Origin of the sequence: Marispirochaeta aestuarii (assembly GCF_002087085.1) — a bacterium.
In the GTDB taxonomy this organism is placed as follows: Bacteria; Spirochaetota; Spirochaetia; order JC444; family Marispirochaetaceae; genus Marispirochaeta; species Marispirochaeta aestuarii.
The window spans coordinates 1-26,533 of the sequence record NZ_MWQY01000021.1 but is presented as its reverse complement, the minus strand read 5'-3'; the positions used below and the strand labels follow the sequence as shown (position 1 = coordinate 26,533).

At 39.4% G+C, this 26,533-nt stretch carries 24 protein-coding genes; 22 read left to right on the top strand and 2 right to left on the bottom strand.

Features of this window, described 5'->3' with window-relative positions:
• The first annotated feature begins 135 nt into the window (after positions 1–135).
• From B4O97_RS15985 to B4O97_RS15975, 3 genes are read left to right on the top strand one after another with little or no spacing between them, the layout of a single operon-like run.
• Positions 136–975: a hypothetical protein gene (locus tag B4O97_RS15985; RefSeq protein ID WP_143305765.1), complete on the top strand. Its 840-nt coding sequence runs from the start codon at positions 136–138 to the stop codon at positions 973–975.
• The gene (locus B4O97_RS15980; protein ID WP_158084346.1) at positions 972–2,810 is read left to right on the top strand and encodes an ABC transporter ATP-binding protein; all 1,839 of its coding nucleotides are present in this window, start codon (positions 972–974) and stop codon (positions 2,808–2,810) included. Before B4O97_RS15985 ends, B4O97_RS15980 begins: the two co-directional genes overlap by 4 nt.
• Positions 2,807–4,258 (top strand): S8 family peptidase, encoded by a 1,452-nt coding sequence (locus B4O97_RS15975; RefSeq protein ID WP_083052369.1) that lies wholly within the window; start codon positions 2,807–2,809, stop codon positions 4,256–4,258. The genes B4O97_RS15980 and B4O97_RS15975 overlap by 4 nt, the downstream gene beginning before the upstream one ends.
• Before the next feature lie 25 nt (positions 4,259–4,283).
• Here B4O97_RS15975 and B4O97_RS15970 read toward each other — a convergent pair whose 3' ends face one another.
• Entirely contained in the window at positions 4,284–5,495 is a 1,212-nt protein-coding gene (locus B4O97_RS15970; protein WP_083052367.1) for a nucleotidyltransferase family protein, read from the bottom strand.
• 197 nt (positions 5,496–5,692) lie between these two features.
• Between B4O97_RS15970 and B4O97_RS15965 the strand changes: the two genes are divergently transcribed.
• From B4O97_RS15965 to B4O97_RS15895, 17 genes are all read left to right on the top strand, one after another.
• Positions 5,693–6,154, top strand: coding sequence for a hypothetical protein (locus B4O97_RS15965; protein ID WP_143305763.1), 462 nt, complete (start codon positions 5,693–5,695; stop codon positions 6,152–6,154).
• A gap of 29 nt (positions 6,155–6,183) precedes the next feature.
• Positions 6,184–6,822 carry a hypothetical protein gene (locus B4O97_RS15960; RefSeq protein WP_083052364.1) on the top strand — a complete coding sequence of 213 codons (639 nt, stop codon included), beginning with the start codon at positions 6,184–6,186 and terminating at the stop codon, positions 6,820–6,822.
• Positions 6,815–7,741, top strand: a complete 927-nt coding sequence (locus B4O97_RS15955; RefSeq protein ID WP_083052363.1) for a glycosyltransferase family 2 protein — start codon at positions 6,815–6,817, stop codon at positions 7,739–7,741. Before B4O97_RS15960 ends, B4O97_RS15955 begins: the two co-directional genes overlap by 8 nt.
• Before the next feature lies 1 nt (position 7,742).
• A complete protein-coding gene (locus B4O97_RS15950) occupies positions 7,743–8,582 on the top strand; it encodes a glycosyltransferase (RefSeq protein ID WP_083052361.1) in 840 nt (279 codons plus the stop codon).
• A gap of 18 nt (positions 8,583–8,600) precedes the next feature.
• On the top strand, positions 8,601–9,050 hold the full coding sequence (locus B4O97_RS15945) for a glycosyltransferase family protein (RefSeq protein WP_083052360.1): 450 nt from the start codon (positions 8,601–8,603) through the stop codon (positions 9,048–9,050).
• Entirely contained in the window at positions 9,047–9,544 is a 498-nt protein-coding gene (locus B4O97_RS15940) for a glycosyltransferase (RefSeq protein ID WP_158084345.1), read from the top strand. Before B4O97_RS15945 ends, B4O97_RS15940 begins: the two co-directional genes overlap by 4 nt.
• Before the next feature lie 144 nt (positions 9,545–9,688).
• Positions 9,689–11,110 (top strand): hypothetical protein, encoded by a 1,422-nt coding sequence (locus B4O97_RS19370; protein ID WP_143305761.1) that lies wholly within the window; start codon positions 9,689–9,691, stop codon positions 11,108–11,110.
• A 32-nt stretch (positions 11,111–11,142) separates the two neighbouring features.
• Positions 11,143–12,573 carry an asparagine synthetase B family protein gene (locus B4O97_RS19365; protein WP_143305759.1) on the top strand — a complete coding sequence of 477 codons (1,431 nt, stop codon included), beginning with the start codon at positions 11,143–11,145 and terminating at the stop codon, positions 12,571–12,573.
• Positions 12,574–12,596: 23 nt separating this feature from the next.
• Positions 12,597–13,847 (top strand): polysaccharide pyruvyl transferase family protein, encoded by a 1,251-nt coding sequence (locus B4O97_RS15935; RefSeq protein WP_083052357.1) that lies wholly within the window; start codon positions 12,597–12,599, stop codon positions 13,845–13,847.
• Positions 13,848–13,857: 10 nt separating this feature from the next.
• Positions 13,858–15,162, top strand: a complete 1,305-nt coding sequence (locus B4O97_RS15930) for a hypothetical protein (RefSeq protein WP_083052355.1) — start codon at positions 13,858–13,860, stop codon at positions 15,160–15,162.
• Positions 15,163–15,244: 82 nt separating this feature from the next.
• Positions 15,245–16,378, top strand: a complete 1,134-nt coding sequence (locus B4O97_RS15925; RefSeq protein ID WP_158084344.1) for a Coenzyme F420 hydrogenase/dehydrogenase, beta subunit C-terminal domain — start codon at positions 15,245–15,247, stop codon at positions 16,376–16,378.
• A 232-nt stretch (positions 16,379–16,610) separates the two neighbouring features.
• Complete coding sequence (locus B4O97_RS15920) at positions 16,611–18,113, top strand: lipopolysaccharide biosynthesis protein (RefSeq protein ID WP_332891171.1); 1,503 nt, start codon at positions 16,611–16,613, stop codon at positions 18,111–18,113.
• Positions 18,113–19,525: a class I SAM-dependent methyltransferase gene (locus B4O97_RS15915; protein WP_083052351.1), complete on the top strand. Its 1,413-nt coding sequence runs from the start codon at positions 18,113–18,115 to the stop codon at positions 19,523–19,525. Before B4O97_RS15920 ends, B4O97_RS15915 begins: the two co-directional genes overlap by 1 nt.
• Positions 19,518–20,495, top strand: coding sequence for a glycosyltransferase (locus tag B4O97_RS15910; protein ID WP_083052350.1), 978 nt, complete (start codon positions 19,518–19,520; stop codon positions 20,493–20,495). The genes B4O97_RS15915 and B4O97_RS15910 overlap by 8 nt, the downstream gene beginning before the upstream one ends.
• On the top strand, positions 20,485–21,135 hold the full coding sequence (locus tag B4O97_RS15905) for an acyltransferase (protein ID WP_083052348.1): 651 nt from the start codon (positions 20,485–20,487) through the stop codon (positions 21,133–21,135). Before B4O97_RS15910 ends, B4O97_RS15905 begins: the two co-directional genes overlap by 11 nt.
• A complete protein-coding gene (locus tag B4O97_RS15900) occupies positions 21,125–22,330 on the top strand; it encodes a glycosyltransferase (RefSeq protein WP_083052347.1) in 1,206 nt (401 codons plus the stop codon). Before B4O97_RS15905 ends, B4O97_RS15900 begins: the two co-directional genes overlap by 11 nt.
• Positions 22,330–23,559, top strand: coding sequence for a hypothetical protein (locus B4O97_RS15895; protein WP_083052345.1), 1,230 nt, complete (start codon positions 22,330–22,332; stop codon positions 23,557–23,559). Before B4O97_RS15900 ends, B4O97_RS15895 begins: the two co-directional genes overlap by 1 nt.
• Positions 23,560–23,614: 55 nt before the next feature.
• Here B4O97_RS15895 and B4O97_RS15890 read toward each other — a convergent pair whose 3' ends face one another.
• Positions 23,615–24,742, bottom strand: coding sequence for a formylglycine-generating enzyme family protein (locus B4O97_RS15890; RefSeq protein WP_083052344.1), 1,128 nt, complete (start codon positions 24,740–24,742; stop codon positions 23,615–23,617).
• A gap of 79 nt (positions 24,743–24,821) precedes the next feature.
• Between B4O97_RS15890 and B4O97_RS15885 the strand changes: the two genes are divergently transcribed.
• Together B4O97_RS15885 and B4O97_RS15880 are read left to right on the top strand one after the other, a co-directional pair.
• Entirely contained in the window at positions 24,822–25,601 is a 780-nt protein-coding gene (locus tag B4O97_RS15885) for a deoxynucleoside kinase (RefSeq protein WP_083052342.1), read from the top strand.
• Positions 25,602–25,863: 262 nt separating this feature from the next.
• Complete coding sequence (locus tag B4O97_RS15880; RefSeq protein ID WP_083052341.1) at positions 25,864–26,298, top strand: VOC family protein; 435 nt, start codon at positions 25,864–25,866, stop codon at positions 26,296–26,298.
• Positions 26,299–26,533: the final 235 nt, after the last annotated feature.

The following is a 26,533-nucleotide window of genomic DNA, read 5'->3' as shown; positions in this document are numbered from 1 at the left end:
CCCTTCCCGCCAGCCTGCCATGTATAAAAAGTGACAAGAGGAACCATGTACTATTCCACCGCATTCGGGTTACGCATCGGATCAGATATACATATACCGGAATTTTCTCCCACCCAGGGAGAACCGGATGTGATCATGCTGACGAGAGAGCTTGCCCCTCCTCCCGGTTGTCCCGAGGGGGAGAACGTTCGTCTCATGGTTCCCTTCAATGGAGGAGTTCTTCTGCACTGGAACGCTATTGGTTCATTCCTTGTACAGGAAGGAAGGCAGGTGACAATATCTCCCCGGCATGGAGTTGATGAAGCCCTTGTACGCCTGGTTTTGACAGGGCCTGTCCTTGGAGTCCTTCTTATACAAAGGGGATGGGCGGTATTCCACGCTGCAGGGGTAGCGTGTCCCCTTACAGGAGCTGCTGTTGCCTTTGCGGCTGTAAAAGGAGAGGGAAAATCGACAATGGCCGCCGCCATGTACAATGCAGGGTATGGAATGATAAGCGACGACCTAACGGCGGTTTCTTTCGATAACGAACATCCCTTGGTTTCCCCTGGTTTTCCCCGCTCAAAACTCTGGACAGAATCCGCCGAGGCTCTGACAGACGGAGATGACACGCTTTCCATGATTTTCCCCGGGTTTAAAAAGATGTCTCGCACGGTAAACGACCGTTTTATCACGACACAGGCCTTCCTGAAAGCGGTTTTTGTGCTCGAAACAGCCGATGAAATTGTGATTGAGAGGTTATCGGGGTTTAAAGCTGTTCGCGCGCTCCTGCCCCACTGGTACGGAGCCCTTTTCGATGGACAACTGTTGCCCATTTTTGGTCAGGAACGCTATTTCAGGGAGATTGCTAATCTCGCCTCCAAAGTACGGGTTTTTCGTCTTGCCCGTCCGCGTCGCTTCGATGTACTCCAGGAAGTCGCAGCCCGGGTAGATTATGTGCTGTCGGAAAAAGAAGAATGCCTCGGAGACGGAGCATGAAAATTCAGGAAAAGCTTAAGGACGTTGTACTTACAACTTTCAATGTAAAGAGGGCATTTGGTTTCGTATGGAAAAGCTCTCGGGGCTGGACCATTGCGAATCTTGTGCTGCTCTTTATTCAGGGTATGCTTCCTGTTGTGACCCTCTATCTGCTGAAAGTCCTGGTTGATACTGTTGCGGAAGGCACGGTTGCGGCCGGTCCTGAAGCTATGTCTGGAAAAGTGCTTATTGTACTTACAGCGGTCGGCATGGCAGCACTGCTGACCGGTATTTCCAGAACCCTGGGCCTCGTTGTCAACAAAGAGCAAAGCAGACGGGTTGTAGATCACATGCACGATGTGATCCAGAAGAAGGCGACCGCTGTAGACCTTGAGTACTACGAGAACTCCGCCTATCAGGATACCCTGCACAGAGCCCAGGAAGAGGCGGTTTACAGGCCCGGGGTCATTGTAAACTCCCTGGCTGCCCTGTTTCGGAACGGTATTTCTCTGATCGGGGTCGGCTGGCTTCTCTTTTCTTTCAAGCCCCAGGTACTTTTACTGCTTGTTGCCGCCATGTTACCGCCTTTGTTCATCCGTATTCTATTTTCCGAACGGGAGTATCTACTGGAGCGCAGGTATACCTCCCGGGAGCGCAGGGCTGCGTATTACCACTTTATGCTCGTGGGAAGGGAATTCGCGAAAGAAATCAGGATGTTCGGCCTTGGTCCTACGTTTATCAGGCGTTTTCAGGCTTTGAGGAAAGAGCTGCGAAAGATTCGTCTTGCTCTGGATCTCAGAACTGCCAAATACGGGGCCGCATCTCACGTGTTTTCCACAGTCCTCGTGTTTGGTGCATACTTCTGGGTTGCCCGGGATGCGTTGGTGGGTAGAATCTCCCTGGGGGCCTTTGTCATGTTTTACCAGGCCTTTCAAAGGGGGCAGTCCTTTCTTCAGGCGGTACTGGAAAACGCAGCGAAGCTCTACGAGAACAATCTGTTTCTTACAAACCTCTACGAGTTTCTTGACATCAAATCCCGGATCGCTGCTGAAAAAAACATCCTGCATACCAAGCAGGTTGAAGATCAACATGCGGCCATTGCTTTCGAAAATCTCTGGTTTACTTATCCCGGAACGGACAAGGAGATCCTGCGCGGTGTAAACCTTCGTCTCCATCATGGTGAGGTTGCCGCGCTTGTGGGTTTGAATGGAGCAGGTAAAACAACACTGGTAAAACTCCTCTGCCGTCTCTACGACCCGGATAAGGGCAGTGTGTTCCTGGACGGAACAAATATCCGGGGAATGGAACCTGAGGAGTTGAGAAAAAAGCTTGGAGTTATCTTCCAGGATTACGCCCATTACAATTTGACGGTGCGGGATAATATCTGGTTTGGTAACGTGGATTATTCTGAGATTTCGCCTGATATCGAAAATGCCGCCAGGAAAGCTGGCATCCACGAAGAAATAGAGAAGCTTGCCGAAGGCTATAATGAAGTTCTTGGTCGTTTCTTTGATAAGGGAAGTGAACTCAGTATCGGACAATGGCAGAAAATAGCTCTTGCACGAGCATTCTTCCGCGATGCCCCTGTGGTTGTTCTTGACGAACCAACCAGTTCAATGGATCCCCGAGCGGAATTCGAACTGTTCAGCGGTTTCAGGGATATTCTCGATGGCCGGACAGCTCTTCTTATCAGTCACAGAATGTCCACGGTGAGGATGGCAGACAGAATCTTTGTGCTTAACTCGGGTCGCATAGTTGAGAGTGGTACTCACGAAGAGCTCCTCTCTGAGGGTGGTATCTATGCTGAACTATTCGAAACTCAGGCGAGGAATTATCAGGAAAGAGAAGTCGTGTGATTAATACCAGGTATTCAACTGTAATTACATACCTCTTTTTTTTTATTGAGTTTTTTTACTTTATTTCCTGCAGCCTTGATTCGGATAAAATTGAGTCGGATGTTCTAACAGACACATCCTCATATACACTGTCGGGTACCTGGTTTTCGAAATTCCTAGACAATTTTGTTCCTGTTTCAGATAGTCCTGGGGTTGATTTTGATCCTTATAACGGCCCGGTATACAACCCGGATATTGATTCTACTCCCGACGATACACTGTATAATGAGCAGTGGAACCTGCAGCATCTCGAAATGCCGGCAGTCTGGGCTTCTGTAACAGGAGACCCCAGCGTTGTGGTTGCTGTTCTTGATACGGGTATAAATCAAGAACTCCCGGATTTTAACGGGGTAAATTTTGTTACTGGAAGAAACATCGTTGACAACAACGGTGACACTTCGGATTCTATCGGACACGGTACCCACGTTGCTGGCACAATAGCACAGGCGACGAACAATGCCTTTGGTACTGCCGGGATGGCCTTCGGGGTGAGTTTAATGCCGGTCAAGGTCATTCAAAACGATATGATGAGCAGCAGCGACCTTATTGCTCAAGGGATTGATTGGGCTGCTTCCAACGGCGCCGATATTATTAATCTCAGCATTGGGGACCCCGAAGCTGTAACTCCGGAGGGCATGGAAGGTCTTCATACGGCCATTCAGAACGCCGTTTCCATGGGCGTCACTATTGTAGCTGCAGCGGGCAACAACAACGATAGTGTCCGGTATCCTGCAGCGTTTGAGGAAGTTGTAGCCGTCGGTGCAGTTGATTTCGCAGGCAACCGGACGGAATATTCCAATTACGGTCCTGAACTGGATGTCGTGGCACCCGGAGGCGGCTCAACGGCAAATGTAGTAGGTGACGGACTGCGGGATGCGATCCTGCAGCATACAGTAATTTATGTACCTTTACCGGCAGTTCAATACGGGAATGAAGATTTCTGGTACCTTGCGGGTACCTCGCAGGCAGCACCCCATGTTTCTGCCCTCGCAGCGCTACTGAAGTCTGCTCAACCTTCGCTTTCTCCTGCTGAGATCCGAGCTGCTATGGAGAATACCGCTGTGGACCTCGGAGAACCTTACACGGACCCGTACTACGGAAAGGGTCTCATCGACCCTGTGGCGGCACTGTCCTTCGGAATAAATCTCTATGAAAACATTACTGGTTTCGCTGCCCGCAGGATAGAGGAGGGGAGTTTTTCTCATTGCTGGCAAATACACGCGGATGCAGGAGTTATGGAAATCTCTTTGGAGATTCCGGAAAACGAGGCCGGTATAGGAATGTATCTTTATAATATTGCTGGGCGCCTTGTCTCTGTAGGAGCCCCTTTACCTGGGAGTGAAAGTATAAGCTTTGATGTTAAACTTCAGGGAGGAGTGTACTACGTTATAGTGCGCAGAGATTTATAAACGCTTGATGAGGAAAAGATTTTTATCAGCCATCTGATAACCAGCGCTTCATAATAACAAAGGCGCGTACAAAGGGTCCGTACAGATACGTCAGGTATATAGCCGCCGAGTCACGCCTTACGCCAAAGAGGTTTTCCTGCTGCCATAGAGGCGGAAAAACAATAAGACGATAGTGCCTGAGAATTTTGCGAAGGTTTCCGCCAATAGCCATCGGCATAAGAAGAGCAAAAAGCATCCGATAGAAAAAAGACGCATGCCCAAGGCCGCGAAAGCATTTCAGGTGTATATCCGCGAGACGTTTACATCTTTTTGAAAGTAAATCTTCAAGTGGTGCTGCTGCATTCAGGGGAGCGTCAGTATTCAGACACAAGGATGTCAGGTATAAAGCAGTATAGGCGTAGTATTCCAGACCCCAGGAAGTGCACAGCGAGATGAAACGGCTCTGGTCTACACCACACTTGAGGGTTTGCAGTATGTCGTAGGCGTGCCGTGCTATATAGGTATTGTGTGCCGGGGATCTCTTTGTTGACGAATGGACGCATAAGAGCGCCAGTGTGGCTTCCGTGGAGGGGATACTGCATCCGAGTTCTTCGTCAAAACGGCTTTCTTTCCAGAAGAGATCCACATTATCCAGAAACTTGTCGAGTTTTTCGAGGCGTATTCTGTCCCTTTCAAAAAGATTTGTGTGCACTTCGAGGCTGACTCCACCGGAGGGAGTTTCGAACTGAAACTGGTTGTTCCAGTCAAGGGTGCCGAAGGGGTTTTGTATTTCTTTTGCTGACATAACCCCGCTTCCGGTATAGTTATAGCCGGCTTTTTCGAGAAGGGCTACAGTCCTGTGGAGATCTTCCCTGTGAATGAGAATATCAATATCGTTGGTTTTACGAAGCGGATTCTTGTCGACGGCGAAACCCTTTATCAGAAGAAAGCTGATCCCTTCTTTTCCCAGAATACGAGTAGTACGAGAAAGTTCACTGCGGAGTTTCATATTGACTGCAGCAGCAGCGATTATGATTCTTCTGCCCTTCGGGAAGAGTTCATCAGCGGGGATATTCTGAAGAGGAAGGTGGAAAAGGCGATCAAGAATGAGGGGGAAAACCATGTGCCGGTCAGCCATGGATACCAGTTTTCGTGTATTCAGGGTTGTGTTTTCGGCAATGTCGAGAGCAGAGACATTGTTTCTATTAAGAAGAGCTATAATCAGCTTTTCTTCGTTGGAGCTGTATTCATACACCATGCTGGCCCCCTAACTGACAATACTCAGCAGGTGTATTGCTGTCAATCTGCCATAATCATGACATAAAAGCAGGATAGTCTTTTGAGTTACCTGATAAGTTGGATCTTAAGGAATTAAGGAGATAAGCTTATTAAGGGAGTTTTTATTAGTTTGACGTATACGGCAACCAAGTATTGCGAACAGAGTGGTAGGTGGAGATGAAGTCATGCAAACCTGGCGGTTTTTACAATTTTCCAGACGGCCTGCTGCGGTATTTACTATTTTTCTTTGCCCTTATATACCTTTCCGGCTGTAAACTACCCCTGGAAGATTTCTTTGGAGAGATGGGTGCCCTACCTGTCCATTTAGAACGGGACTCCTTTATGCTGGCCTGGGAAGCTGAAGAACCCCGAATACCTGATTTGCCATCTTCAATTGAGCATTTCAATATTTACTATCGAAATCCTGATCAAGAAAAATGGAATTATATTAAGTCGACTTCAGGTTTCAAGCTTTGTATAACACTCTCAGCCGTGGAACTTGGTGGATATGGAACCTATGAACTGGGAGTTTCTGAAGTTCTCAACAACGGTCGGGAATTGGATATACACTCCTCTACCGATTTTTCTGCTAAACCTGCCGGTGGCTGGTATTTGGTGCTCACTCAGCCAAAAGAATAATTACATACTGTCGTTTTAAAAGGTGTAATATGAAAAAGAGTTTTCTATTTGTTCTATTTTTCCTGTTTGTAAATATCGCTATTGTGAACGCACAGGAATCAAGTGATACATCAGACAAAGAGCCCGATGGGCTAATCTTTGGTCGGTATACACCTGGCCTGATATTTACCACCAGCGATATCCTGCTGAGCCTGGGAGACTATCAGTCCGGAGTCGGCATCAAGTTAAAAGCCGATGATTATGCCATACGTGCTTCAGTCAATGTGGACTATGAGAGCAGCGACAATATTTTTGAAATGGGATTGGGTGGCACCTATGAACGACCTTTTTTTACCGGCAGGGTATCTCCCTATTGGGGAGGTTCACTGATATTAGGGTACGAATTCGATGGTGAAGATGATTTAAGCAGCAGTGAAACTACATCTTATACAGCCGGTATAACTGCATTGTTAGGTGCGGAGATTTATGTTTTTGATTTTTTGTCTCTTTTTGCTGAATATGGTATGGGTTTTGCATTTAGCCGGAGCAGCAGCGACGGAGATACTTCTTTTAATTACAGAATCGGAACAGATATTAGCGATTTAGGAAATCAGGCTTCCATTGGTGTCACTGTTTATCTGTTTAAACAAGCTATCTCAAACGGAGAAATTGAAGAAGACAATGATTGATGTTTCTGTAATTATAGTTAGTTACAACACTGCAGAGCTTACCTGTGCTGCCATTGCGTCTGTCTATGAGCAGACGAAACAGGTTAACTTTGAAATACTGGTAATAGACAATAATTCCACCGATGATTCGGCTGATATGATAGAAAAAAGTTTTCCCAGCGTACGATTAATCCGTCTCTACAGTAACAAGGGATTCGCCGCGGCCAACAACATTGCAGCGGAAGAAGCTGAAGGTCGTTATATTTTATTATTGAATCCTGACACTTTGGTTCTTGATGGTGCTATCGATAAGCTTGTGAACTTTGCTGATAAAAATACCGAATACGGAATATATGGTGGATCTACCTTCTTTGGAGATATGAGCCGTAATCCTACTGCGGGTTGGAATATGGCAACCGTATGGAGTTTGTTCTCTACAGCTTCGGGCCTGAGTTCTATATTCAGAAAGTCACGCTTCTTTAATCCGGAATCTCTATCGTGGTGGGACTGGAAAAGACCACGCAGGGTAGACATTGTTACCGGGTGCTTTTTGCTGATCCATAGAGATTTATGGAATCGTCTAGAAGGCTTTGATACACGGTTTTATATGTATGGAGAAGATGCCGACCTTTGTCTGCGGTCGGCGGCTATTAATAGGTTTTGTATTATTGTCCCTGACGCTAAAATTATCCATTTTGGGGGTGCGTCAGAAGTAGTTAAAGAGGATAAGATGATCAGATTACTAACAGCTAAGGTTCAGCTTTTCCGGAAACACTGGAAAGGGATTAAGAGAAAATATGCAATCTTGATGCTGGAAATGTGGACTTTTTCACGGATGACAGTCTTGTTTTTTATTTCTATGGTCAAAAAAAATAATTCTCCATCATTTCATTCCTGGAAAAAAGTATGGTATAGGCGAAGCGAATGGGAGACTGTTTAGAATGATATCTGTTGTGATGCCTGCTCACAATGAGGAGAAATTTATTGCTCGATCTTTAAGGGCTATTACAAAAGGTGCTCCTCCTGATCAAATGGAAGTCGTTGTTGTTTGCAATGGTTGTTCTGATAAAACGGCTGAAGTCGCAAGAAGCATACCGGGACCAATAACGGTAATAGAATCAGATATTCCATCAAAGGTACAATCACTTAATATCGGGGATAAACTTGTTTCAAGCTTTCCTCGTTTTTATGTAGATTCTGACATCATTTTTACCTTTGCAGACCTTAAAAAAGTTGCCGATGAACTTGAGAAGGTCGGTGTTTTAGCAGCAGCACCAGAGTTTATTTTTGACGATTCAACGGCCAGTTCAGCAGTTAAAGCATATTATAGGGTCTGGAGACGGATGCCCTATTTTGAATCCGGGAGAATCGCCGGTGCTTATGGTTTATCTGAAGAGGGACGCAGACGGTTTGAAGAATTTCCAGATATAATAGCAGATGACGGCTTTGTTCGGCTGCACTTCCACCCTTCAGAAAGGGTTACAGTGAAATCGAGCAGCGTAGTTGTTACTACCCCAAGGGATCTTGCTAATCTTATAAAAATAAAAAGCAGATCACATGGTGGAACTTATGAATTACGAAAAAAATACCCTAAACTATTTAACAATGAGACCACTTCACCGACATTAAGTTTAAAACGAATGATTGAACAAAAAGTTTCAATAAAAGATTCACTTATTTACATTTATGTTTCACTCGTTGCCAAATTTAAGGGTAAGATGAATCAATTTACTGGAAGAAAGAAATGGGAGCGAGATGAATCATCTCGGATCAAGAGTTAAAAGGAAAGAGAAACAATAATGAGAGATAAAGTTCTAGCTGTTTCCTCAGGGGGCGGACATTGGGTTCAACTCTTACGTTTGAGAACCGCATTCGAAGGTTTCAATGTGGTTTATGCAACCGTAAATCCCGATTCACAGTTAGATATTGCGGGATGTCCGCTTTATATAATACCTGACGCCAATAGGTGGACGAAGCTGTCTTTAGTTAGATGCATGTTTTCTGCGCTATGGATCGTTATTCGGGTAAAGCCAAGGGTAGTGATTACCACAGGGGCTGCTCCAGGGCTTTTTGTTCTTGTATTTGGGAAATTACTTGGTGCAAAAACTTTGTGGCTTGACAGCATTGCGAATGTTGAAAAGATGTCTATGTCTGGTCGACTCGCCAGATGGTTTTCAGATCAATGGCTGACACAATGGAACGATTTAGCCTGTCCGAAGGGGCCAGAATACAAAGGAGCTGTTATGTGATTTTTGTTACTGTTGGAATGCAGCTCCCTTTTAACCGCTTGGTGAGAACTGTTGAAGCTTGGGCAAAAAAGCACAAAGCTAGTGATGTTATCTTTCAGGTTGGTCCTGGTGGATACTTTCCTTCCGGATTTTCTGCATCACAATTTATTAAACCGGAACAGTTTGAGCAGTATGTGAAGAAAGCTGATGTGGTTGTTTCTCATGCAGGAATGGGCAGTATTCTAAAGTCTCTTGAACTTGCCAAGCCTATCATTATACTTCCTCGGCTACAGATATATGGTGAACACAGGAATAATCATCAGGTACACACAGCAGAGAACATTGGAAAATATGAAGGTGTTTTAGTTGCGAAAAGTGAAACTGATGTTGAAGATCTTCTGGATGTTGCCATAACGTTTACAAGCGGTAGCGCTATATCCAAATCTGCTTCTGATTCGCTTATTGCTCATATTCAATATTTTATCCGTAACAGCATACCAAAATCTGATGCATAGTGTATTAACCCGTCGAAGATGATGGTATCGCTAAAATGTGTTAAGTACAGTAAGCCTATTTTTTGTGAAAAATTAACTATTGTTATGATTTTATCAGTTAGACGAGATATATTTAGTGCATGGAAACGCCTTGGGAGGGATACTATGAAATTTAAATGCCTTAAAATAATATGTTTGTTGATAGTAGCATATAGCTCTATGATTTTACATGCTCAGGCTAAGCTGTCTGGTTTGAAGGTTTTAACAGCATCGAAAACAACTGAAATATCTCAGTATGGAATTACCTGGACATTCAGTGAACCTGTTTTTTTCGGTACTTATATAACAGGAGATTACTGGGTCGTCGGTCCGGTAACAATCGAATCTGTTTCTCCTGCACCAGGAACTGTAACTGCAAATGGAGTCACAAGATTTGGGAATGGATCGATGATAAATCCAATGACTGGAAATGGACAGGCATATGATGAGAATGCAAATGGTTGGAATGCGAGCAAAGTTATTTCTTTTCCAATAACATTATTTCCTGGTCAATCAATTGTTTCTACAGAAAGTATAAGCGATTTCCGATTAAATTCTGATGGGCAAATAGAGACTGTTGATGGGAAAAAACCAAGTTTAAATCATTGCTCACTTTGGTCAGCTGCAGTATTAACATGTGTATCCGAGGAACAGACTGCTAATACTTTCCGGCCACCATTTGTTGGAGATGATAAACCTGTATATAGTGCCGATAATCTAAATTTTAATTTATTACCACAGCTTTCGCCCACCAATAGTGCCCCTTCGAATATTGATTATTATTCAAGATTAATTCAAAGACCATGGATCACACATAATACTGATTGGTTAGCCCGGTCAATTCATCCAGCAATGAATATGCCTAGTTACCATAGAGAGGTGGTTAGCAACTTAAGCACAATAGCAACACTTCTTTTAACAGAAGGTATACAGAATGAAGATTTAGTGTTGTACGCTATACAGAATGGAATTGATTGGTACCACATGTGTATTCTTGGTAATGGTGATAGTGCATTTATAGAGTGGCCGGTATTATTCGCTGGCTTAATGCTGGGAGATAATACAATTTTAAGTGCTTTTACGAGCGGGTCTAATAAAACATTATCGCGTTCCGTTGATAAAACTTACTATTGGTCTGATCATCATTCATCAATTTCAAGTAGCATAGTTACAGCGGGAAATACTTGGACTTCTTATAGTAGAACACCAATACCGTTTTGGAGGCAATCTTCTACCAATGGCAGCCAAGAACATGAGCATTTAGACCCGAGTGAATGGGATCTTGTTAGTGATGGTGGTGGTGGAAAGCGGGAGGTGTACCGCGTCATTAATAGTAGGGCATGGCTGGGGGTTGGTTTCTCAGCAATAGTTTTGGGTATTAAAAATGAATGGGATCATCCTGCATATTTTGATTATTTAGATCGATGGATGAGAGAGTCTGGGAGTTATATTAAATCGCTTTACAGCTCAGCTGATCCTGAAGATTATCAATGTGGTAATTCTGATTTTGTGACTGATATGTGGAATGAATATCGCAACAATTATTGAGTATTTGTAAGCCGAGAATTATTGGTGACTTTATGACCATAACCTCATTTTCACAGAATAAATATAAATTCAGAAGACAATGGGTTATCCTTAGAAAGAATAGTGATTTTTACTATAAAAATTGGAATAATGTAGTACTATCGAAAGATTTTGTTTTATATTATCATCCGGATCTGAATGTCCGGATGATAAATATAAGTGAACCAAAAGTTAAGCGGATAATTATATTAGGTATTTTACTAGTTCCTCATTTAGACACTCTCTTAGAATCCACTAATTTCATTAAGAAATCTTTGGATATAGGAAACGAAATTGATGATTTTTGTGAGTTCTTATCTGGGTCGTATGTAATAGTTTTATGTGAATCCGAATCGATTAGCATTTTTACCGATCCTGCGGCTCTCAGAGGGGTGTATTATTCTTCTTATTCAGTTGCATCCACTCCTTTGTTAATATCAAAAAATGTAGAAAGAGACAAAGATTTGGATTCATGTTTTCCTTTTGGATCGTCAGATGAATGGTATCCTGGTGATTTAACGCCATATAAAAATATCAGAGCACTAATGGCAAATCATAAATTGAATTTAACGACTGGCGTTATAGAAAGGTTTTGGCCTAAGAAATCAACACAGAATATTTCCTACTCTGATGCATTAGAAAAAGTTTCTAAAATTCTTAGAAATACTCTTGAATATGCTTCTAAGGAATGGGACTTAATAGTTTCATTGACAGGTGGTAAAGATACTAGAGTTAATCTATCCGCATCACGAAACATTAAAAATAGTCTCCATTATTTTACTATTGCTGATAAAGATCTAAAAAACTGTGATTACGTTTTAAGCAAAAGATTGGCAGATACTTTCAATTTGAATCACAAGGTTTATCCAATCCTTAGGCCTGAAAAGTGGCTATTGAAATTATATGATCAAAATAGTTCATTTATGTCGATAGGAAAAAGAAGAGAGATTGTCTCTACATGCAATTTGTTATCTGGACATAATACAGTTCACGTGAATGGTAATCTAGGTGCAATATGTAAAAGCTTTTACTGGCATAGAAAAAAACCTAAAAATGTGAAAATAGAGAGTCTACTAAAGGAGTTTTATAACAGGCCAGTGAAAATAAAGTATGCAGTGAACAGATGGTTTCAATCTCTTCCTGATGTTTCACCGATTACAGCATATAATCTTATGTATCTTGAACAACGATCAAGATGGATGAGTCCTGGGGAAACAGGCTCGCAACTGTTTTATGAGTCACTATCACCTTTTAATAATCGACTAATCCTAGAAATAGTGTCCAGTATAAATGTGAATGAATTTTTAAAAAATGATTTTTTAGTATCATTAGTCGATTTTATGTGGCCCGAACTTTTGGATGTTTCATACTGCAAAAATGGACGTAATTGGACCAAAAAAATTCCTAAACGATTACGCGAAAGGTTAAAAAAGAATTTCCGATAAAAGGAAAGTAACATACAAATATTATGAATATAGTGATAATGGGTGCTTCATTTGACACTGGAAATTTGGGTGTGTCTGCACTAGGATATTCAATACTGGCTGGGATTGCAAGAATATATCCCGATGCTAAAATAACTATGCTATGTTTCACTAAAGGATGGAGAACTGAGTATGTCATTATTGATGGAAGGGTGATAGAGTTAGAAACGTATGGAAGCTTTTACTCGAAAAGGTTCCTAAGGCCAGACAATTTATGGAATATGACTTTTTGTAGCTTTTTCGGTGGACTTTACAATAAATGTGTTAAAAATATAAAAAATGCTGATTTTGTATTGGATATCACAGGTGGAGATAGCTTCACCGATATGTATGGTGCAAAAAGATTTAAGGCTACACTCTTAAGAAAGAAGATAGTTTTGAGAATGAAAACACCTTTAATCCTACTGCCACAGACTTATGGACCATTTAAAAGTATTTATGCACGAAAAGAAGCAAAAAGGATTATGGAAAAAGCTAGCTGCATTTGGACACGTGATAGATTAAGTGTAGAAGTTATAAAAAATTTGAATATTGGCAGTGAAGTTTTAGAAAAGATTCATATAGGAGCGGATCTTGCATTTCAACTACCAGCGATAAAACCCCAAAATAGTCACCTGGTTCAGTGTCTGGAAGGAAAAAATAAAAAAAATAATATAGGAATTAATATAAATGGTTTGCTGTATAATCGATCAAAAAATTATAAAGACTTCAAAATAAAAATACATTATGAAGAAATAATGGATGAAATAATAGATTGGTTCCTTTCTAATACAGCCGTGAATATTTATTTAATATCCCATGTGTTGGGTAATGAGGATGATGAGACTTCTGATTCAAGTGCATGTTATGAAACTTATCAAAAAGTGAAAGCTTCAGATAGAAATAGAGTAAAATTGGTCGATGTAAACTACAATCAAAATGAAGTAAAATGGGTGATTGCTCAATTGAATTGGTTCTGTGGTGCTCGGATGCATTCGACAATTGCATCTATTTCGTCAAAGGTACCAACAGCATCATTATCTTACAGCGATAAAGCTAAGGGCGTATTTGAAATATGTGGCGCAGATAAGTGTGTTATAGACTTACGTATATATGAAGAAAATAAAAATGTTATGAAACTTGTGATAGATTCTTATAGGAACCGTGAAAAAACAAAAAGGTATTTAGAGAAAATAATACCTGATTTCTTGGATAAAAGTAAAGATCAAATCGAGCGTGTTCTCAGAAAGAGTTGAAATATATTCGATGAGACAAATAAACTGGTATAGCTATAATGAGACTATTACTCATCCTATTACAATTTTTATATTGTTATCATCAATAATATGGGTATTTTTTTCTGATAAAAACTATGTGATCGTAGGACTGATATTTGTTGGTTTATTTGTTGCTGCGAGACAACGCATTGTCGTCTATGGTATTGACTTTCCATATCTAAGAATACTTATAATTTGCATTTTCATTCGAAAAATTATAAGGAATGAATATTCTGGTTTTGTTATTACTAATTTTGATGTGTTGATAGTGATGTACATTATTGTGCTCATGGTAGCTTATACATTCCTGTGGACAAGTATTTCAGCTTTACTTAATAGAATCGGCTACAGTATTGATTCCTTAGGGGCTTATCTTGTTGTACGGATCTATACAAGGTCAAGGACGCAGCTAAAAATCTTCGGTAAATCACTTTTAATGTTCACTTCTATATTGGCTTTTTTTGCTGCTTATGAATATATTACACATATAAATCCTTTTGGTGCATTGGGCGGTGTTCGAGAAGTAGTATGGATTCGTAATGGACAGGTGAGGGTTCAGAGTTCATTCTCACATGCTATTTTATTTGGTACATATGGTGCAACAATTTTCACGTTCTCATACGGATTACTGAAAAGTAAATTCAATCGTGGAAATAGAATCATTTGGGTCAGTTTATTAGCAGGAATATTTATAACATTTGCCTCGGGTTCAAGTGGGCCAATACTCTCTTTAATGGCTGGTTTATTTGCAGTTTCATTGCGAAAATATCAAAATAGATTAAAAGATATTATAGTTATAGGAGTTATTTGTATAATCGCATTAAATTATTTTATGGATGCTCCTGTCTGGCATTTGTTATCTAGAATCGATATAACAGGTGGATCTACAGGATATCATAGGTATTTATTAATAGATAGAGCTGTAACAAATTTAAATGAGTGGATGATATTTGGAATAAGATCAACAGCACATTGGGGATGGGGATTACAAGATATTACAAATATGTATATTCTTCAAGGAGTTCGAGGTGGAATAATCACTTTGGTATTGTTTATTTTGATTCTTTTAAACAGTTTCAAGATCCTTGTGATATCATATAGAAGTACTGTTGAAACGAATAAAAAAATATATATATGGTCTTTGTTCGCTGTTATTTTTACACATGCTGTTTCTTTCGTCGGAGTCTCGTATTTTGGACAGATATTGTTTTTCTTTTTCTCATTTCTTGGTCTAGTAGGAAATATTAAACAAGAAGTAGATGAACAAAAGTTGAGGAATTATGCGGAACTGTAATACACTATTAGATGTAATTAATAACCGGCTTTGTATCGGTTGTGGTGCATGCACTCATATATTAGGAAGCGATGTTGCTATTATGATTGACTATCCAGAGGAGGGGTTACGCCCAGCTTTGTTAAGAGATCTAACTCCAGAAGAAAACAAGAAGTCTCTTAAGGTATGTCCGGGAATATGTGTACCAGCACAGGTTAACAAAATCTCTGTTGATCCTTTGGTAGGGCCGGTTGTTAAGGCTTGGATTGGACATGCAGCAAATCAGGATGTTCGGAGGATCGGTTCTTCCGGAGGTATAATAACTGCTATTTCAACATACTGTCTCGAAAATGATCTTATTGATTATGTAGCGCATACAGGTATGGATGCTGCAGAACCTTGGAAAAACTGTAATGTAATCAGTCAGTCTTCTGTTGAAATCTTACAGAAGGCAGGATCTCGTTATGCACCTTCATCGCCATGTGAACATTTCTCAGTTATAAGAGAAAATAAAAAAAAATATGTTTTTGTAGGTAAACCTTGTGACGTAGCCGCATTGGCGCTGACAATAAAACAACAGCCAGAATTATTAGAATGTATACCTTTAGTTTTGTCTTTTTTTTGTGCAGGAGTGCCTGCTACCAAGAGTGCGTTTGACCTGGTAAATGATTTTATGGATGGTAGGATGGAAAATCTTCAAGAAGTACATTATAGGGGTAATGGCTGGCCAGGTGAGTTTAGAATAAAAACAAAAGATTTACAGAATTACAATTTATATTCATATGCAGAATCTTGGCATATACTTCAAGCTTCTAGAGGGTTGCGATGTAGGCTGTGTGCAGATGGTATGGGTGATCTTGCTGACATTGCATGTGGCGATGCATGGCATTTATATAAGCATGATGGCAACCTAGGCCTTTCCATTGTTGTCGCCAGAACAAAGAAAGGATGTTCTATCGTAGAGGATGCAATAAAAGATGGTTATCTCGTCCTAAGAGAAATTAAAAAGGATGAAATACTTCGATCTCAGGGAACTGATTCCGGTATTATCAACCGACGATGCGCTATCTGGGGAAGACTTTTTGTTTTAAAGTTATTAGGTATCCCTGTAACACGATTTAAAGGTGTTCCATTAAGAAAAGCATGGAAACAATTGGACTTAAGAACACGTCTAAGAATTATTATAGGTACTGTTGTGCGGGTAATAAAATATGGATGGAATAAGCCTTCCCACTGAAAGGGGATATATTTGTTGTGGGGCATACGTTACTCCTTCTGTTGGTTTTATCGTCATCAGAAGGATATGCCCCTTTTTCATTTCTATCTGATAAGTCTTATAGTACTTTCGTTTACTTCTATATTAGAAAAATATTGTTTAGATTTGTTATTCATCATAGGAAGGAAGAAAAATTACGAAAAAATCAAATAATATAATTCAATTTAATAAAAAACTTCTTGCTTTCAACTCTTTGAGTGCGGTGATAGCCAGAGGAATCAATCTCATAATACTAATTTGGCTTCAACAGTATTTGCTGCGTAGAATAAGTGCGGCTGAGTACAGTATTTACCCAGTCGTCTTATCGGTTATGATGCTCGTTACAATCGTACGAACAATTTTAACTAGTGGAGTTGCCAGATATATCACCGAAGCATATTCACTTAATGATATCGATGGTGTGAAAGAGATGACCAGTACCATGGTTATCCTCCAGGTATCGGTAGCTACGGTTCTTTTTGTTGCGGGTCTGTTTTTCTCATTGCATGTAAATATCATACTAAATATAAAAAGCCAGTTTGTATTGGATGCAAAAATAATGTTTGGCATTATGGTTTTCTCATTTTGTCTACAATTAGCATTGATGCCATTTACTGTAGGTCTTTTTGTTAAACAAAAATTCATTCTTATAAATGTTTTCAATGTACTAACTACAATTTTTCGTGCTCTGCTTCTTTTTTTCTTGCTTACCAGGATAAGTAATAGAGTGCTTTGGGTTGTTGTTTCTATGGAAACTGCGAATATAATAAGATTGTCATTGACAGTATTTTTCTCAAAAAAGGCTTTACCCGAGCTAAGATTTTCATTTAACTCATTTTCTTGGGAAAGAGGAAAAAAACTACTTTCTTATGGAGGTTGGGCTTTTGTGGGACGGATTGCTAATCGTATAAGAACTAGTGCGGATCCCATAATTCTCAATAAATTCGCAACACCCTTTGACGTAACCTCATTTCATCTTGGCTTTCTTTTTCAGAAACAAATTGAGGATGCCCTTTTATTGATCACTGAGCCAATCATGCCTGGTCTTACCTCATTATATGTATCTAAAGACTTTGAAAAGATACGAAGGACTTTCACACGGTTCGGAAGGTATGCTACTTGGGCTGTATTATTTTTTAGTATCCCTGTCATGGTTTTTAATCAAGAGTTTATGCGATTGTATGTGGGTGAAAAATATCTTCTTGCTGGAACAGTTTCTCTATTAATACTTGGGTCTGAGATTTTAACCTTAGGTATCCGTATGACACATAAAATTGCTGTAGCATCAGGGCAGATAAAACCGGTGGCCTTAAGGTCTATATTTATGCAGATTATCAATCTACTGTTGACTCTTTACCTGGTGGGATATAAACAATTAGGAGCTTTTGGTTCTGCTCTATCGACAGCATTAGTATTTATTTTTATAAAACCTTTCTTAGAAATACCTTTGGGCTTGAAGCTTGCTCACCTCGGATATAAGCAGTGGATTCACGAAACAATTATTCCTGGGAATATGCCAGCAGTGATAAGCTTTATGTTCCTATTGTTCCTCAAGGTGTTGAAAACACCAGACAGTTGGTTTCTTTTAGGAATTGAGACACTGATAGGTCTTGGAGTGTACGTTTTTGTTCTTCTGAAGTTCTGTCTCATGTCCAATGATAAAGAGGACCTAAAAAAACTTTTCGAAAGAAAATATCGAAAACTGAGAAAAATGTGATGAAGAATAAATTAAAAATATTAGTAGCCATAGCAAATTATGGTAGTAAAAACGATCATTATGTGAAACTTTTAATAGAGTCTTACAGGCGAATGCGGCATGATGTAGAGATTGTAATCATGTCGAATATCGCAAAAAATTACGCACCGGATATTAGAGTCTGTATAGGTCTACCTTCAAAAAATCCTTGGAGTTTGCCTTTTAGACACAAAGAGATATTTTTTAGACAACAAGATGAATACGATCTTTTTATCTATTCAGAAGACGATACATTGATCGAAGAACGGCATGTAGATTCCTTTATGATATGGAATGAATATCTACCAGATGCATATATCCCAGGTTTTTTAAGGTATGAAGAAAGTTCGGATAAAAAAAAATATATTTCTTCAGTACATTCTCATTTTTACTGGGATATCGATTCAGTATTGCAAGTAGGACCATATTCCTTTGCTTACTTTTCTAACCTGCACTCTGCCTCGTTTATGCTAACACGCAAACAACTTAAGAGTGCAATTCGATCGAAGGGATTTATGGTTCCTCCACATGCAGGAAAATATGATCTACTATGTTCAGCCGCGACCGATCCTTATACTCAGTGTGGTTTTAATAAAATGATCTGTATATCAGAAATCGACGACTGTCTACTACATCATCTGCCGGACATATATATCGGAAAACTTGGCATTCCATTTGATGAATTTTCAGCACAGTTAGATTTGTTGAGAAGCAATAAAGTAAAACTTAAATCTTTTTTTAATCCTGGTGCACTAAAAGAGACTTGGTACTTTGATAAGTTAATTTATGAAAAGCTTCAAGAGTTACCTGAAAAAAATATCGACGTTCCCGGAAAAAGAGTTCTTTCTGTTGGCTGTGGTTCAGGTGAGTTTGAAGCACAGTTAATAAAAAAAGGCAAGACAGTCACTGCGATTCCAGTCGATGACTTAATTGGTATTAGCAGCAGGATGAAAGGTATAGAGGTCCTTTCAGCCGATATGAATAAAGCCGAGACAGTATTGAAAAACAGAAAATTTGATATTATTTTAGTGCGGTATGTATTAGAATATATAGAAAATCCTACCGGTTTACTATATGGACTAAAGAAATTCCTTGATAAAGATGGCCAGCTTTTTATTATTTCTTTAAATAGAAAAAATTTGAAGTATAGAAAAATTCTGAAAAAACTTGGAACAGAAGCCAAAAAGATAAATTCAGCATTTCGTTTAACGGATTACGGGAAAGTAAAAAAATGGCTTGTACAGAGCGATTATCACATAACACGGAGAAAATACCTCATGAAGGGAAGAGCACATGCTTTCTCAAAAATAAGTCTGCATATTTTTGATGTTCTCCTTGGATCTTCTATTCTGCTTGTAGCTCGAAAAAGCGAAAAAGGAGTTATTTTTGATTGATGTTACTATGCTTATACCTACCTATAATAATAGTGATATGCTTGAGAAAACACTAGAATCCCTCAGCGTCGTTGATTTTTCTGGTCACAGAGTTGAGGTCGCGATTATAAATAACAATAGTACTGACTCTACCATTTCTGTTATTGAGAGATTCTCCGCAAAGCTACCTATTTCATATATATTTGAAAGGAAGCAAGGGAAAAACTGTGCCCTTAACTGCGCTCTGGATAAACTTGAGCTTGGTGATGTTGTTTTTTTTACTGATGATGATGTGACATTTCCGAGAGACTTGTTTTCTCGTCTAAAAGCTTCTGTTAGGAAGTGGAATGAATACTCTGTGTTCGGTGGTAATGTTTTCCTGATATGGCCTGAACAAGAGATTCCGTATTGGGCGAAAGTGCTTGCATCTCAGGGTCTGGCTTTCTCAAAGCTTGATTTGGGATCAGAAGCAAAATCTTTTAGTGTCGATAAGAATCCTGTAGGTACAAATATATGGATGCGAAAAGAAATCTTTGACCAAGGTATGCGATTCGATGAAACAATAGGACCTCGACCAAAAAACAGGATAATGGGGAGTGAAACCTCTTTTTTAAATACTCTTAGAAAAAAAGGGTATTCTATTCTTTACGATCCTTCTATAAAAATTGGTCATCGAGTTCCGGCGAGTCTTCTACAAAAAAGTAGTATTATTAAACGGGCTTTCACTAGTGGACGAGGAGGAGCAAGGCTGCGGGTTATGTATGAAGAGCGTCTTTATGATCGCTTCATTATATTCTGGCTTGTCGTGAGGGTGCTATCTTTTTTTAAGTGGGGGGGGTATTTTTTATACACTTTTATTTCTTTCCCTAATAAATTAAGAATAGTCAAACGATGGAAACCTGCACAGGGTTTAGGGTGGAATTACGAGTTGATCCGGATGATGGGGTACAAAGCGAGGCCTATTGAAGCTAGGAGAAAAAGTGAAAGATAAACCATGGCTGATAACTAAGTCAAATCCTGTTAAAGTATTTGGATTTTTCACGTCTCTAAAAAAAGATTTGTTTAGTCATAGAGGAATTTATGAATATATCGAAAGTGTTTTTCGCGAGACGCCTGGTTATTTAGGTCGCTATTTTCGATATAGGATTGTATCCCACTTTTTTGCTGCTGCTGGTAAATCGATAATGATAGACCCGGGTAACCGATTTAAGTTTCCCTATAAAATACGACTCGGAGATAATGTTGGTATTGCCTCTGGTTGCATGTTTCAGGCTGGTGGGGGGATCGAGATAGGGGAAAACACTATTTTTGGTCCTGGGGTCAAAATATGGACTGTTAACCATCTCTTCAAAGACTTAGAAATACCTATTTTACAACAGGGGTTTGAAGGAAAGCCTGTTGTTATTGGAGCTGACTGCTGGATTGGTGCAGATTCTTTTATCAAGCCTGGGACTGTTATTCCTGAGGGCTGTGTAGTATTCCCGAAATCTGTGGTAGGTAAGATGTTCATCAAGCCTTACAGTGTACTTTCGGGAAATCCCGCCAAGGTCGTTGGCCCTAGAAGCAGAATTGGTGCGTTCATGGGATGGGGGAGCGGATTAAAAAAGGAAAAGGAACCTGATGCAGGATAATATATCACGGATTGCCTTTGTGTTTAACAGGGCTATTAAGATACCAAGTAATTATAGGGAATATTATATTTCGCGCGTTCTTCTTTCCCGAGGATATAAAGTTAAGTGGTTCTTTACTTGCAATACTGAAAATCAGGGATTTTACAAAGAATTCTTCAGTTGTAAAATTCTCAATGAGAAAAAAGTACCCAAATTACTAAAATACTTATTCTATCCCTTGTATATAGCAGTTGTATTAAAAATTCATGGCATAAAGATGCTCTGGATCTCTGGATGGAATGAACGTAGCCATACTTATCTTCGACTCTATGTGAAGCTGTTAAAAATTTTTAGTATTAAACTCGTCTATGACCCTGTTGATCCTATCTATGAATATAAGACAGCTTCTGGTGTGGTAAAGAGACCAAAAAAATTGAAATCGTGTATGAACTCTATTTATCGGAGTGTCGATCTTGTTTTAGTACCAACAGAGGAATTAAGAAAATTACTCATATACAATGGTGCTCCGCAAGATAAGATAAAGGTCACTTGGTTTGGTACTAACCTTGAAGTTTTTCATTCACTCAAAAAAGAACGACCTCATGAGCTTGACTTTTTATCTCAGAAATTTGTTATAGGTTGGCTTGGGCATATGTCTCCGTTTAAAGGTATAGAAGATATTCTAATTCCCCTCATAAAGACCATTCATAAAAAAATTCCTGAATCCTATTTTTTGATAGGAGGGGAAGGGATTCTTGAGCCTGAGCTAAAATTACTGGAAGAAAAGGAACACTTACCTATTACTTTATTTGGTAAGGTAGACTATCAAGATGCACCTCTTTTCACCGAGTTAATCGACCTTTATGTAGTACCCATTGACGACAAAAAAGAGATGGCTCGGGCAATACGTCCTATAAAAATTTTTGATGCCTTAAGTCTGGCAGTTCCCATTGTAACTACTGGTACAGAGGCGACACTTTTCTTGAAAAAAGAATTTCGTTCTATAAGTTTTGCAGAAAACAACTTGGAATCTTTTTCTGAGAAGTTAGTTTCAGCCTATCTCAATTATGAAGAGTTAAAACAGTATGCGCGTGAAGATCAAAAAATAGTGAAGCGTTATGATAATAGAGTTATTGCAGAGAAAATAGTTGATTGTCTGGAAAAATCTGTTGTAGAGAACAATGCTAAGAGAGATAAAAATCTTGGAGATGTATAATGAATAGCTTTTATAAAGATGCCTGGCGTTGTGTTCTTATATTCTTGTTAATGGGCTGTAGCTTTTCTGATACAAAGAATGACTCAGAATCTATTAACACTGACCCTAATCCCCCCAGTTCCGAGATTGTGACGATAAAAGCTTCCGGTGCTAATAAAGACTCACTTCTCGGAATCCCTCGTTATAAGATTGTCCAATCGTCTTTAGATCCGAAAAAAATCTGGCTTGCCATGGAGTCCGATTCTGGTTTAGACACCTACTACTCCTCAGATGGCGGGGATAGCTGGAATTGGAGTGATTCTCAGGGCTGGGAACGTCATTTAAGTATCGCAAGAGATGGAGATGACAATATCCACTTTATTAATCGAGGAGATCCAGGTGAATATCTTCGCCTTGTAAACAAAAACGGCAGCCTTGAATTCAATCCTGCGATTGAAATAGATGCTTATACTCAAAACGACCAAACATCTGGCAATATAAATGCTGTTGGGAGTGATGTTATAATATTTACTCGAAATGCTAACGATGATCAAGATGCTGTTAAATATTACCGTTCTACCAACAATGGTGAGAGTTGGAATGGCCCTTATGAGATTTTCACTCCAGTAAGAGAGTCACGGATCGGTTCAGTGATCATTGACGGGGCAATTGCACTTGTCTCTTGGAATGAGGGGAGTGGTACATCTGGAGATCCAAACACTATCAAAATATATCGTTATGATAACGATACCAATGGGTTTAGTGCTGATACCGATGCGATCGACATCATATGGGATGATAATATGACTCGTCAGTATTCAACAACACAAACACAAGATGGCTGGATTCATGTGGTCTGGGTAGATCAGGTTCAGGGAGAAGAAAAAGATTATCAGATACGTCATTCTTACAAGAAATGGAGGGATTCATGGCCGACATCGGTAACCGTAGAAGCATCCTATCAGGTTGAAATGTTTCCGCTGTTATCTGCCTGGGGAAATAGCCTGTTCATGGTCTATATCGATGAGGCTAAGGTGTATCTTAAAGAATGGAATTTCGAGGATGGATGGGCGTCAGAGCGCTTGCTCATAAGTGCTCAAGACGCTAAGTGTCGCTACGTACAAATTCCTCAATATTTACCAGCTGACGCTGACTCCCTACCAATTGTATGGTTAGAACAGATAGGGGCAACAGATGACTACTCGGTAAACTATAAGGCAATTTACTTAACCGAAAGGCTAACTCCCTAACTTCTGTCAGATAAGGTAAGCTAATCTATCATAACCTTGGAAGTTGGCACGCAAGCTATAATTCTTCAACGAGCCTGAAACCAAGGGCTGAAAAACGAGCTTTATGTACATGACTGTTACGTGCGATTGCATTCAGAAAATAACCTTGGGGATCTCCGTAAAAACCGGTTCCGCGGAGTGTTTTGGGAATGCCATGAATAGTTATAGATCCGTATTGTTCTTCCTTTTGATTTGCGTGTTGCGAGTTCTTTTTTTCGTCATAGTAGATGAAATCATCTTCCATCCATTCTTTTACATTTCCTAACATGTCCCACACACCGAAGGGGCTAACTCCTCGTGGGAATGCATTAACTGGCGAAGTTAGAAGGTACCCGTCATGAATAGAACCTCTACCTAAAGATTTCTTATGGCTTTTTCCGTGATTGCAGTAGTTGTGAAAATCACCATTAAAAGAACGTGTCCAGGGGAATAGACGATGATCTTCGCCTCGTGCTGCGTATTCCCATTCCGCTTCTTTGGGCAGCCTGTAGTTTCTGTTCGTCATGTTGCTGAGCCACTTACAATAGGCCATGGCATCATCCCAGCTAACCATAACAACAGGATGATCATCTGGTAGGGAAATTCGGTTTTTTAAAAATGGATGCCTCCATTGCGCGGAAGGTAGCCATTGCCAATGACCCCTTCCATCGGTGCTAAATCCTCCTCCTGATTGCTCAGCATCTGTGACATAACCTGTCGATTGGACAAAAGTAGAAAACTGTTTATTTGTGACTTCATATTTGCTAATAGCAAAGCTTCTTAGTTTTATGGAGTAAGAACCTAAGGATGTCGAAGGACCTTCTCCCAGTTGAACTCCAAGATGCACATGAGCTCCAGGAATTTTAAGGGTTTCAGGTTCAAAAGGAAGTCTTTCAGGATTATGTACCTTAACATTATAGTGATGTTCACTCATATCTTGCAATAAACGGTAGTCAAAGGATATTTCATCTTTTAGATTGTTAAGAAAGAGGAGTCGCGTGAAGGAAGGCTTTCCGGGACATTTATAGCGACATAGATAGACACCATTCTTAAGTAGAATAGAGATTTTACCATTTTTAACTCTTTTGACCTTATTCCGGATAAAGATTTCAGTGTGTGGGTATACAGTGATCGAAATACTATTGTTTTTTTTTAAGAAAGACATGCTAATTCCTCGTTTTCAATGTTTACTTTGACACAACAACTATTTTAACGTTCCATAGAGTGAAAGAAAAGACAAGAATATGAAATTTATTGATATTATAGGTCTACCAGGTTCGGGAAAATCAACAATTATGAAGGATATTCTCTTACATCGAATGCTCCGTCGATCACCAATATATTCTCCTAACCGAGCTTTGCTTCTAGGGATGAAGAGAGTAAATGTAGATTCAAAGTATCATTTTCTTGTTAAATATTTTCCCCGTCTTCTGTTTGAAAACCGTATAGGAGTTATATTCTGCAAATCTAATTACTTCTCCCACTACCTAATTCGCTATTTAAGTATTTACGGAAAAAGCCTTTCAACATACTTTGAGCTACCGGAGTATGAAAAAATATCAGAGAAAGAGAGAAAAATGGCCTTAAAATATTTTTTACTAGGCGCGAGCAGATATTCTTTCCTAAATGAAAGTATAGGGGACGATGCTATTGTTCTATTCGATGAGAGTCTTTCACAGCGCTCTCTTTCTTTTTTTAACCAGTCGCATATAGAGATTCCGGATAATTCCATCGTGAATTATCTTAGGAAAATACCCAAGCCTTCTATGGTAGTATTCGTAAAAACGCCACCTGATGAGTGTATGCGTAGGATGCAGAAAAGGAATCAGGGAATACCTGAACGCATTAAGCAGTGTTCTATGTTAGAATTGCTTGAGCGTCTACAGCAGATGGAAGGGCAGCTGGAAAGTATTAGTCAGTTTTATAAAAAAAATGGAGTTAAAGTATTAGTCTTGGAAAACGATCATTCTCATAAAAAATTAGAGATGTATAAAAAAATCGTTGAGAGTATAATCTCAATATAGTTCATTTATTTATGCTGGGAATTTCCAATTAAATATATTATTGAAAGTTAGGTATAAATATATTTATAGTATCTATTTATTTTGTTAGAAAACCAAATTGATAGTGACAGAGATGATCAACAATTTATTGAAGTGGCAGAAAAGTTGAAAAGTAGAAAAAGCCTTTATGGTTGTTTCTGTGGGAAGAAGTACGCTATGCTTGATGATAAAAAACAGCATGGATATTATTAGAAATAGAGAAAAGTAAGGAATTAGGTGGAAAATGATAATTGATCACATAGGAATTGTAGTCAAATCAGTTAAAGACGGAATTGCTCATTGGGAGAAAGTTTTTGATTACAAACAGAAGACAGAAATCGTTGTTAATACTAGGCAAAAGGTTAAGGTAGTTTTTCTAGAAAAAAAAGGTTCTATCTTGATAAAATTGATAGAGCCAACAGATGCTACATCAAATGTTTTTGCTTTTTCAATGAAAGGGGGAGGATTGCACCATATTTGTTTTAAATGTGAAGACTTGAGTACTGAGATTTCAGAATTAAAGAAAAAAGGATTGCGTGTTATAGTAAAACCTGAACCGGGGGAAGCCTTTGAGAATGGTGATATCGCATTTATATATGCAAGAAATAATCTGAATATTGAACTGATTGATACTGATAAAAAAGCAAAAATAATTAAAATGGAGTCGAATGATTTTTAGAACCTCTACAACGATATTGAAAAGAAAATTAACTAACATTTACAATAATGGTTGTTTATTCATAAGATCAATGAGGATAATGAAATAATATCCAGAATGAAAATCTTTTGGTTAAAAAGGTAATATGTGAGTACTGAAAATCCTTAGTTTCGACGTATAGTTTTGAGAATATAATTGTAACCTAAAGTGAGCGATTCCGAATAGAAATGAACTCCGCCAGCGGTTTTACCCTAGC

Coding starts and splice junctions, on each gene's coding strand:
- B4O97_RS15915 (WP_083052351.1), top strand. CDS start 18,113: ATGAAGAATAAATTAAAAATATTAGTAGCCATAGCAAATTATGGTAGT.
- B4O97_RS15880 (WP_083052341.1), top strand. CDS start 25,864: ATGATAATTGATCACATAGGAATTGTAGTCAAATCAGTTAAAGACGGA.
- B4O97_RS15945 (WP_083052360.1), top strand. CDS start 8,601: ATGAGAGATAAAGTTCTAGCTGTTTCCTCAGGGGGCGGACATTGGGTT.
- B4O97_RS15895 (WP_083052345.1), top strand. CDS start 22,330: ATGAATAGCTTTTATAAAGATGCCTGGCGTTGTGTTCTTATATTCTTG.
- B4O97_RS15900 (WP_083052347.1), top strand. CDS start 21,125: ATGCAGGATAATATATCACGGATTGCCTTTGTGTTTAACAGGGCTATT.
- B4O97_RS15955 (WP_083052363.1), top strand. CDS start 6,815: ATGATTGATGTTTCTGTAATTATAGTTAGTTACAACACTGCAGAGCTT.
- B4O97_RS15925 (WP_158084344.1), top strand. CDS start 15,245: ATGATTGACTATCCAGAGGAGGGGTTACGCCCAGCTTTGTTAAGAGAT.
- B4O97_RS15890 (WP_083052344.1), bottom strand. CDS start 24,742: ATGTCTTTCTTAAAAAAAAACAATAGTATTTCGATCACTGTATACCCA.
- B4O97_RS15980 (WP_158084346.1), top strand. CDS start 972: ATGAAAATTCAGGAAAAGCTTAAGGACGTTGTACTTACAACTTTCAAT.
- B4O97_RS15965 (WP_143305763.1), top strand. CDS start 5,693: ATGAAGTCATGCAAACCTGGCGGTTTTTACAATTTTCCAGACGGCCTG.
- B4O97_RS15885 (WP_083052342.1), top strand. CDS start 24,822: ATGAAATTTATTGATATTATAGGTCTACCAGGTTCGGGAAAATCAACA.
- B4O97_RS15985 (WP_143305765.1), top strand. CDS start 136: ATGCTGACGAGAGAGCTTGCCCCTCCTCCCGGTTGTCCCGAGGGGGAG.
- B4O97_RS19365 (WP_143305759.1), top strand. CDS start 11,143: ATGACCATAACCTCATTTTCACAGAATAAATATAAATTCAGAAGACAA.
- B4O97_RS15970 (WP_083052367.1), bottom strand. CDS start 5,495: ATGGTGTATGAATACAGCTCCAACGAAGAAAAGCTGATTATAGCTCTT.
- B4O97_RS15950 (WP_083052361.1), top strand. CDS start 7,743: ATGATATCTGTTGTGATGCCTGCTCACAATGAGGAGAAATTTATTGCT.
- B4O97_RS15930 (WP_083052355.1), top strand. CDS start 13,858: ATGAGACAAATAAACTGGTATAGCTATAATGAGACTATTACTCATCCT.
- B4O97_RS19370 (WP_143305761.1), top strand. CDS start 9,689: ATGAAATTTAAATGCCTTAAAATAATATGTTTGTTGATAGTAGCATAT.
- B4O97_RS15960 (WP_083052364.1), top strand. CDS start 6,184: ATGAAAAAGAGTTTTCTATTTGTTCTATTTTTCCTGTTTGTAAATATC.
- B4O97_RS15935 (WP_083052357.1), top strand. CDS start 12,597: ATGAATATAGTGATAATGGGTGCTTCATTTGACACTGGAAATTTGGGT.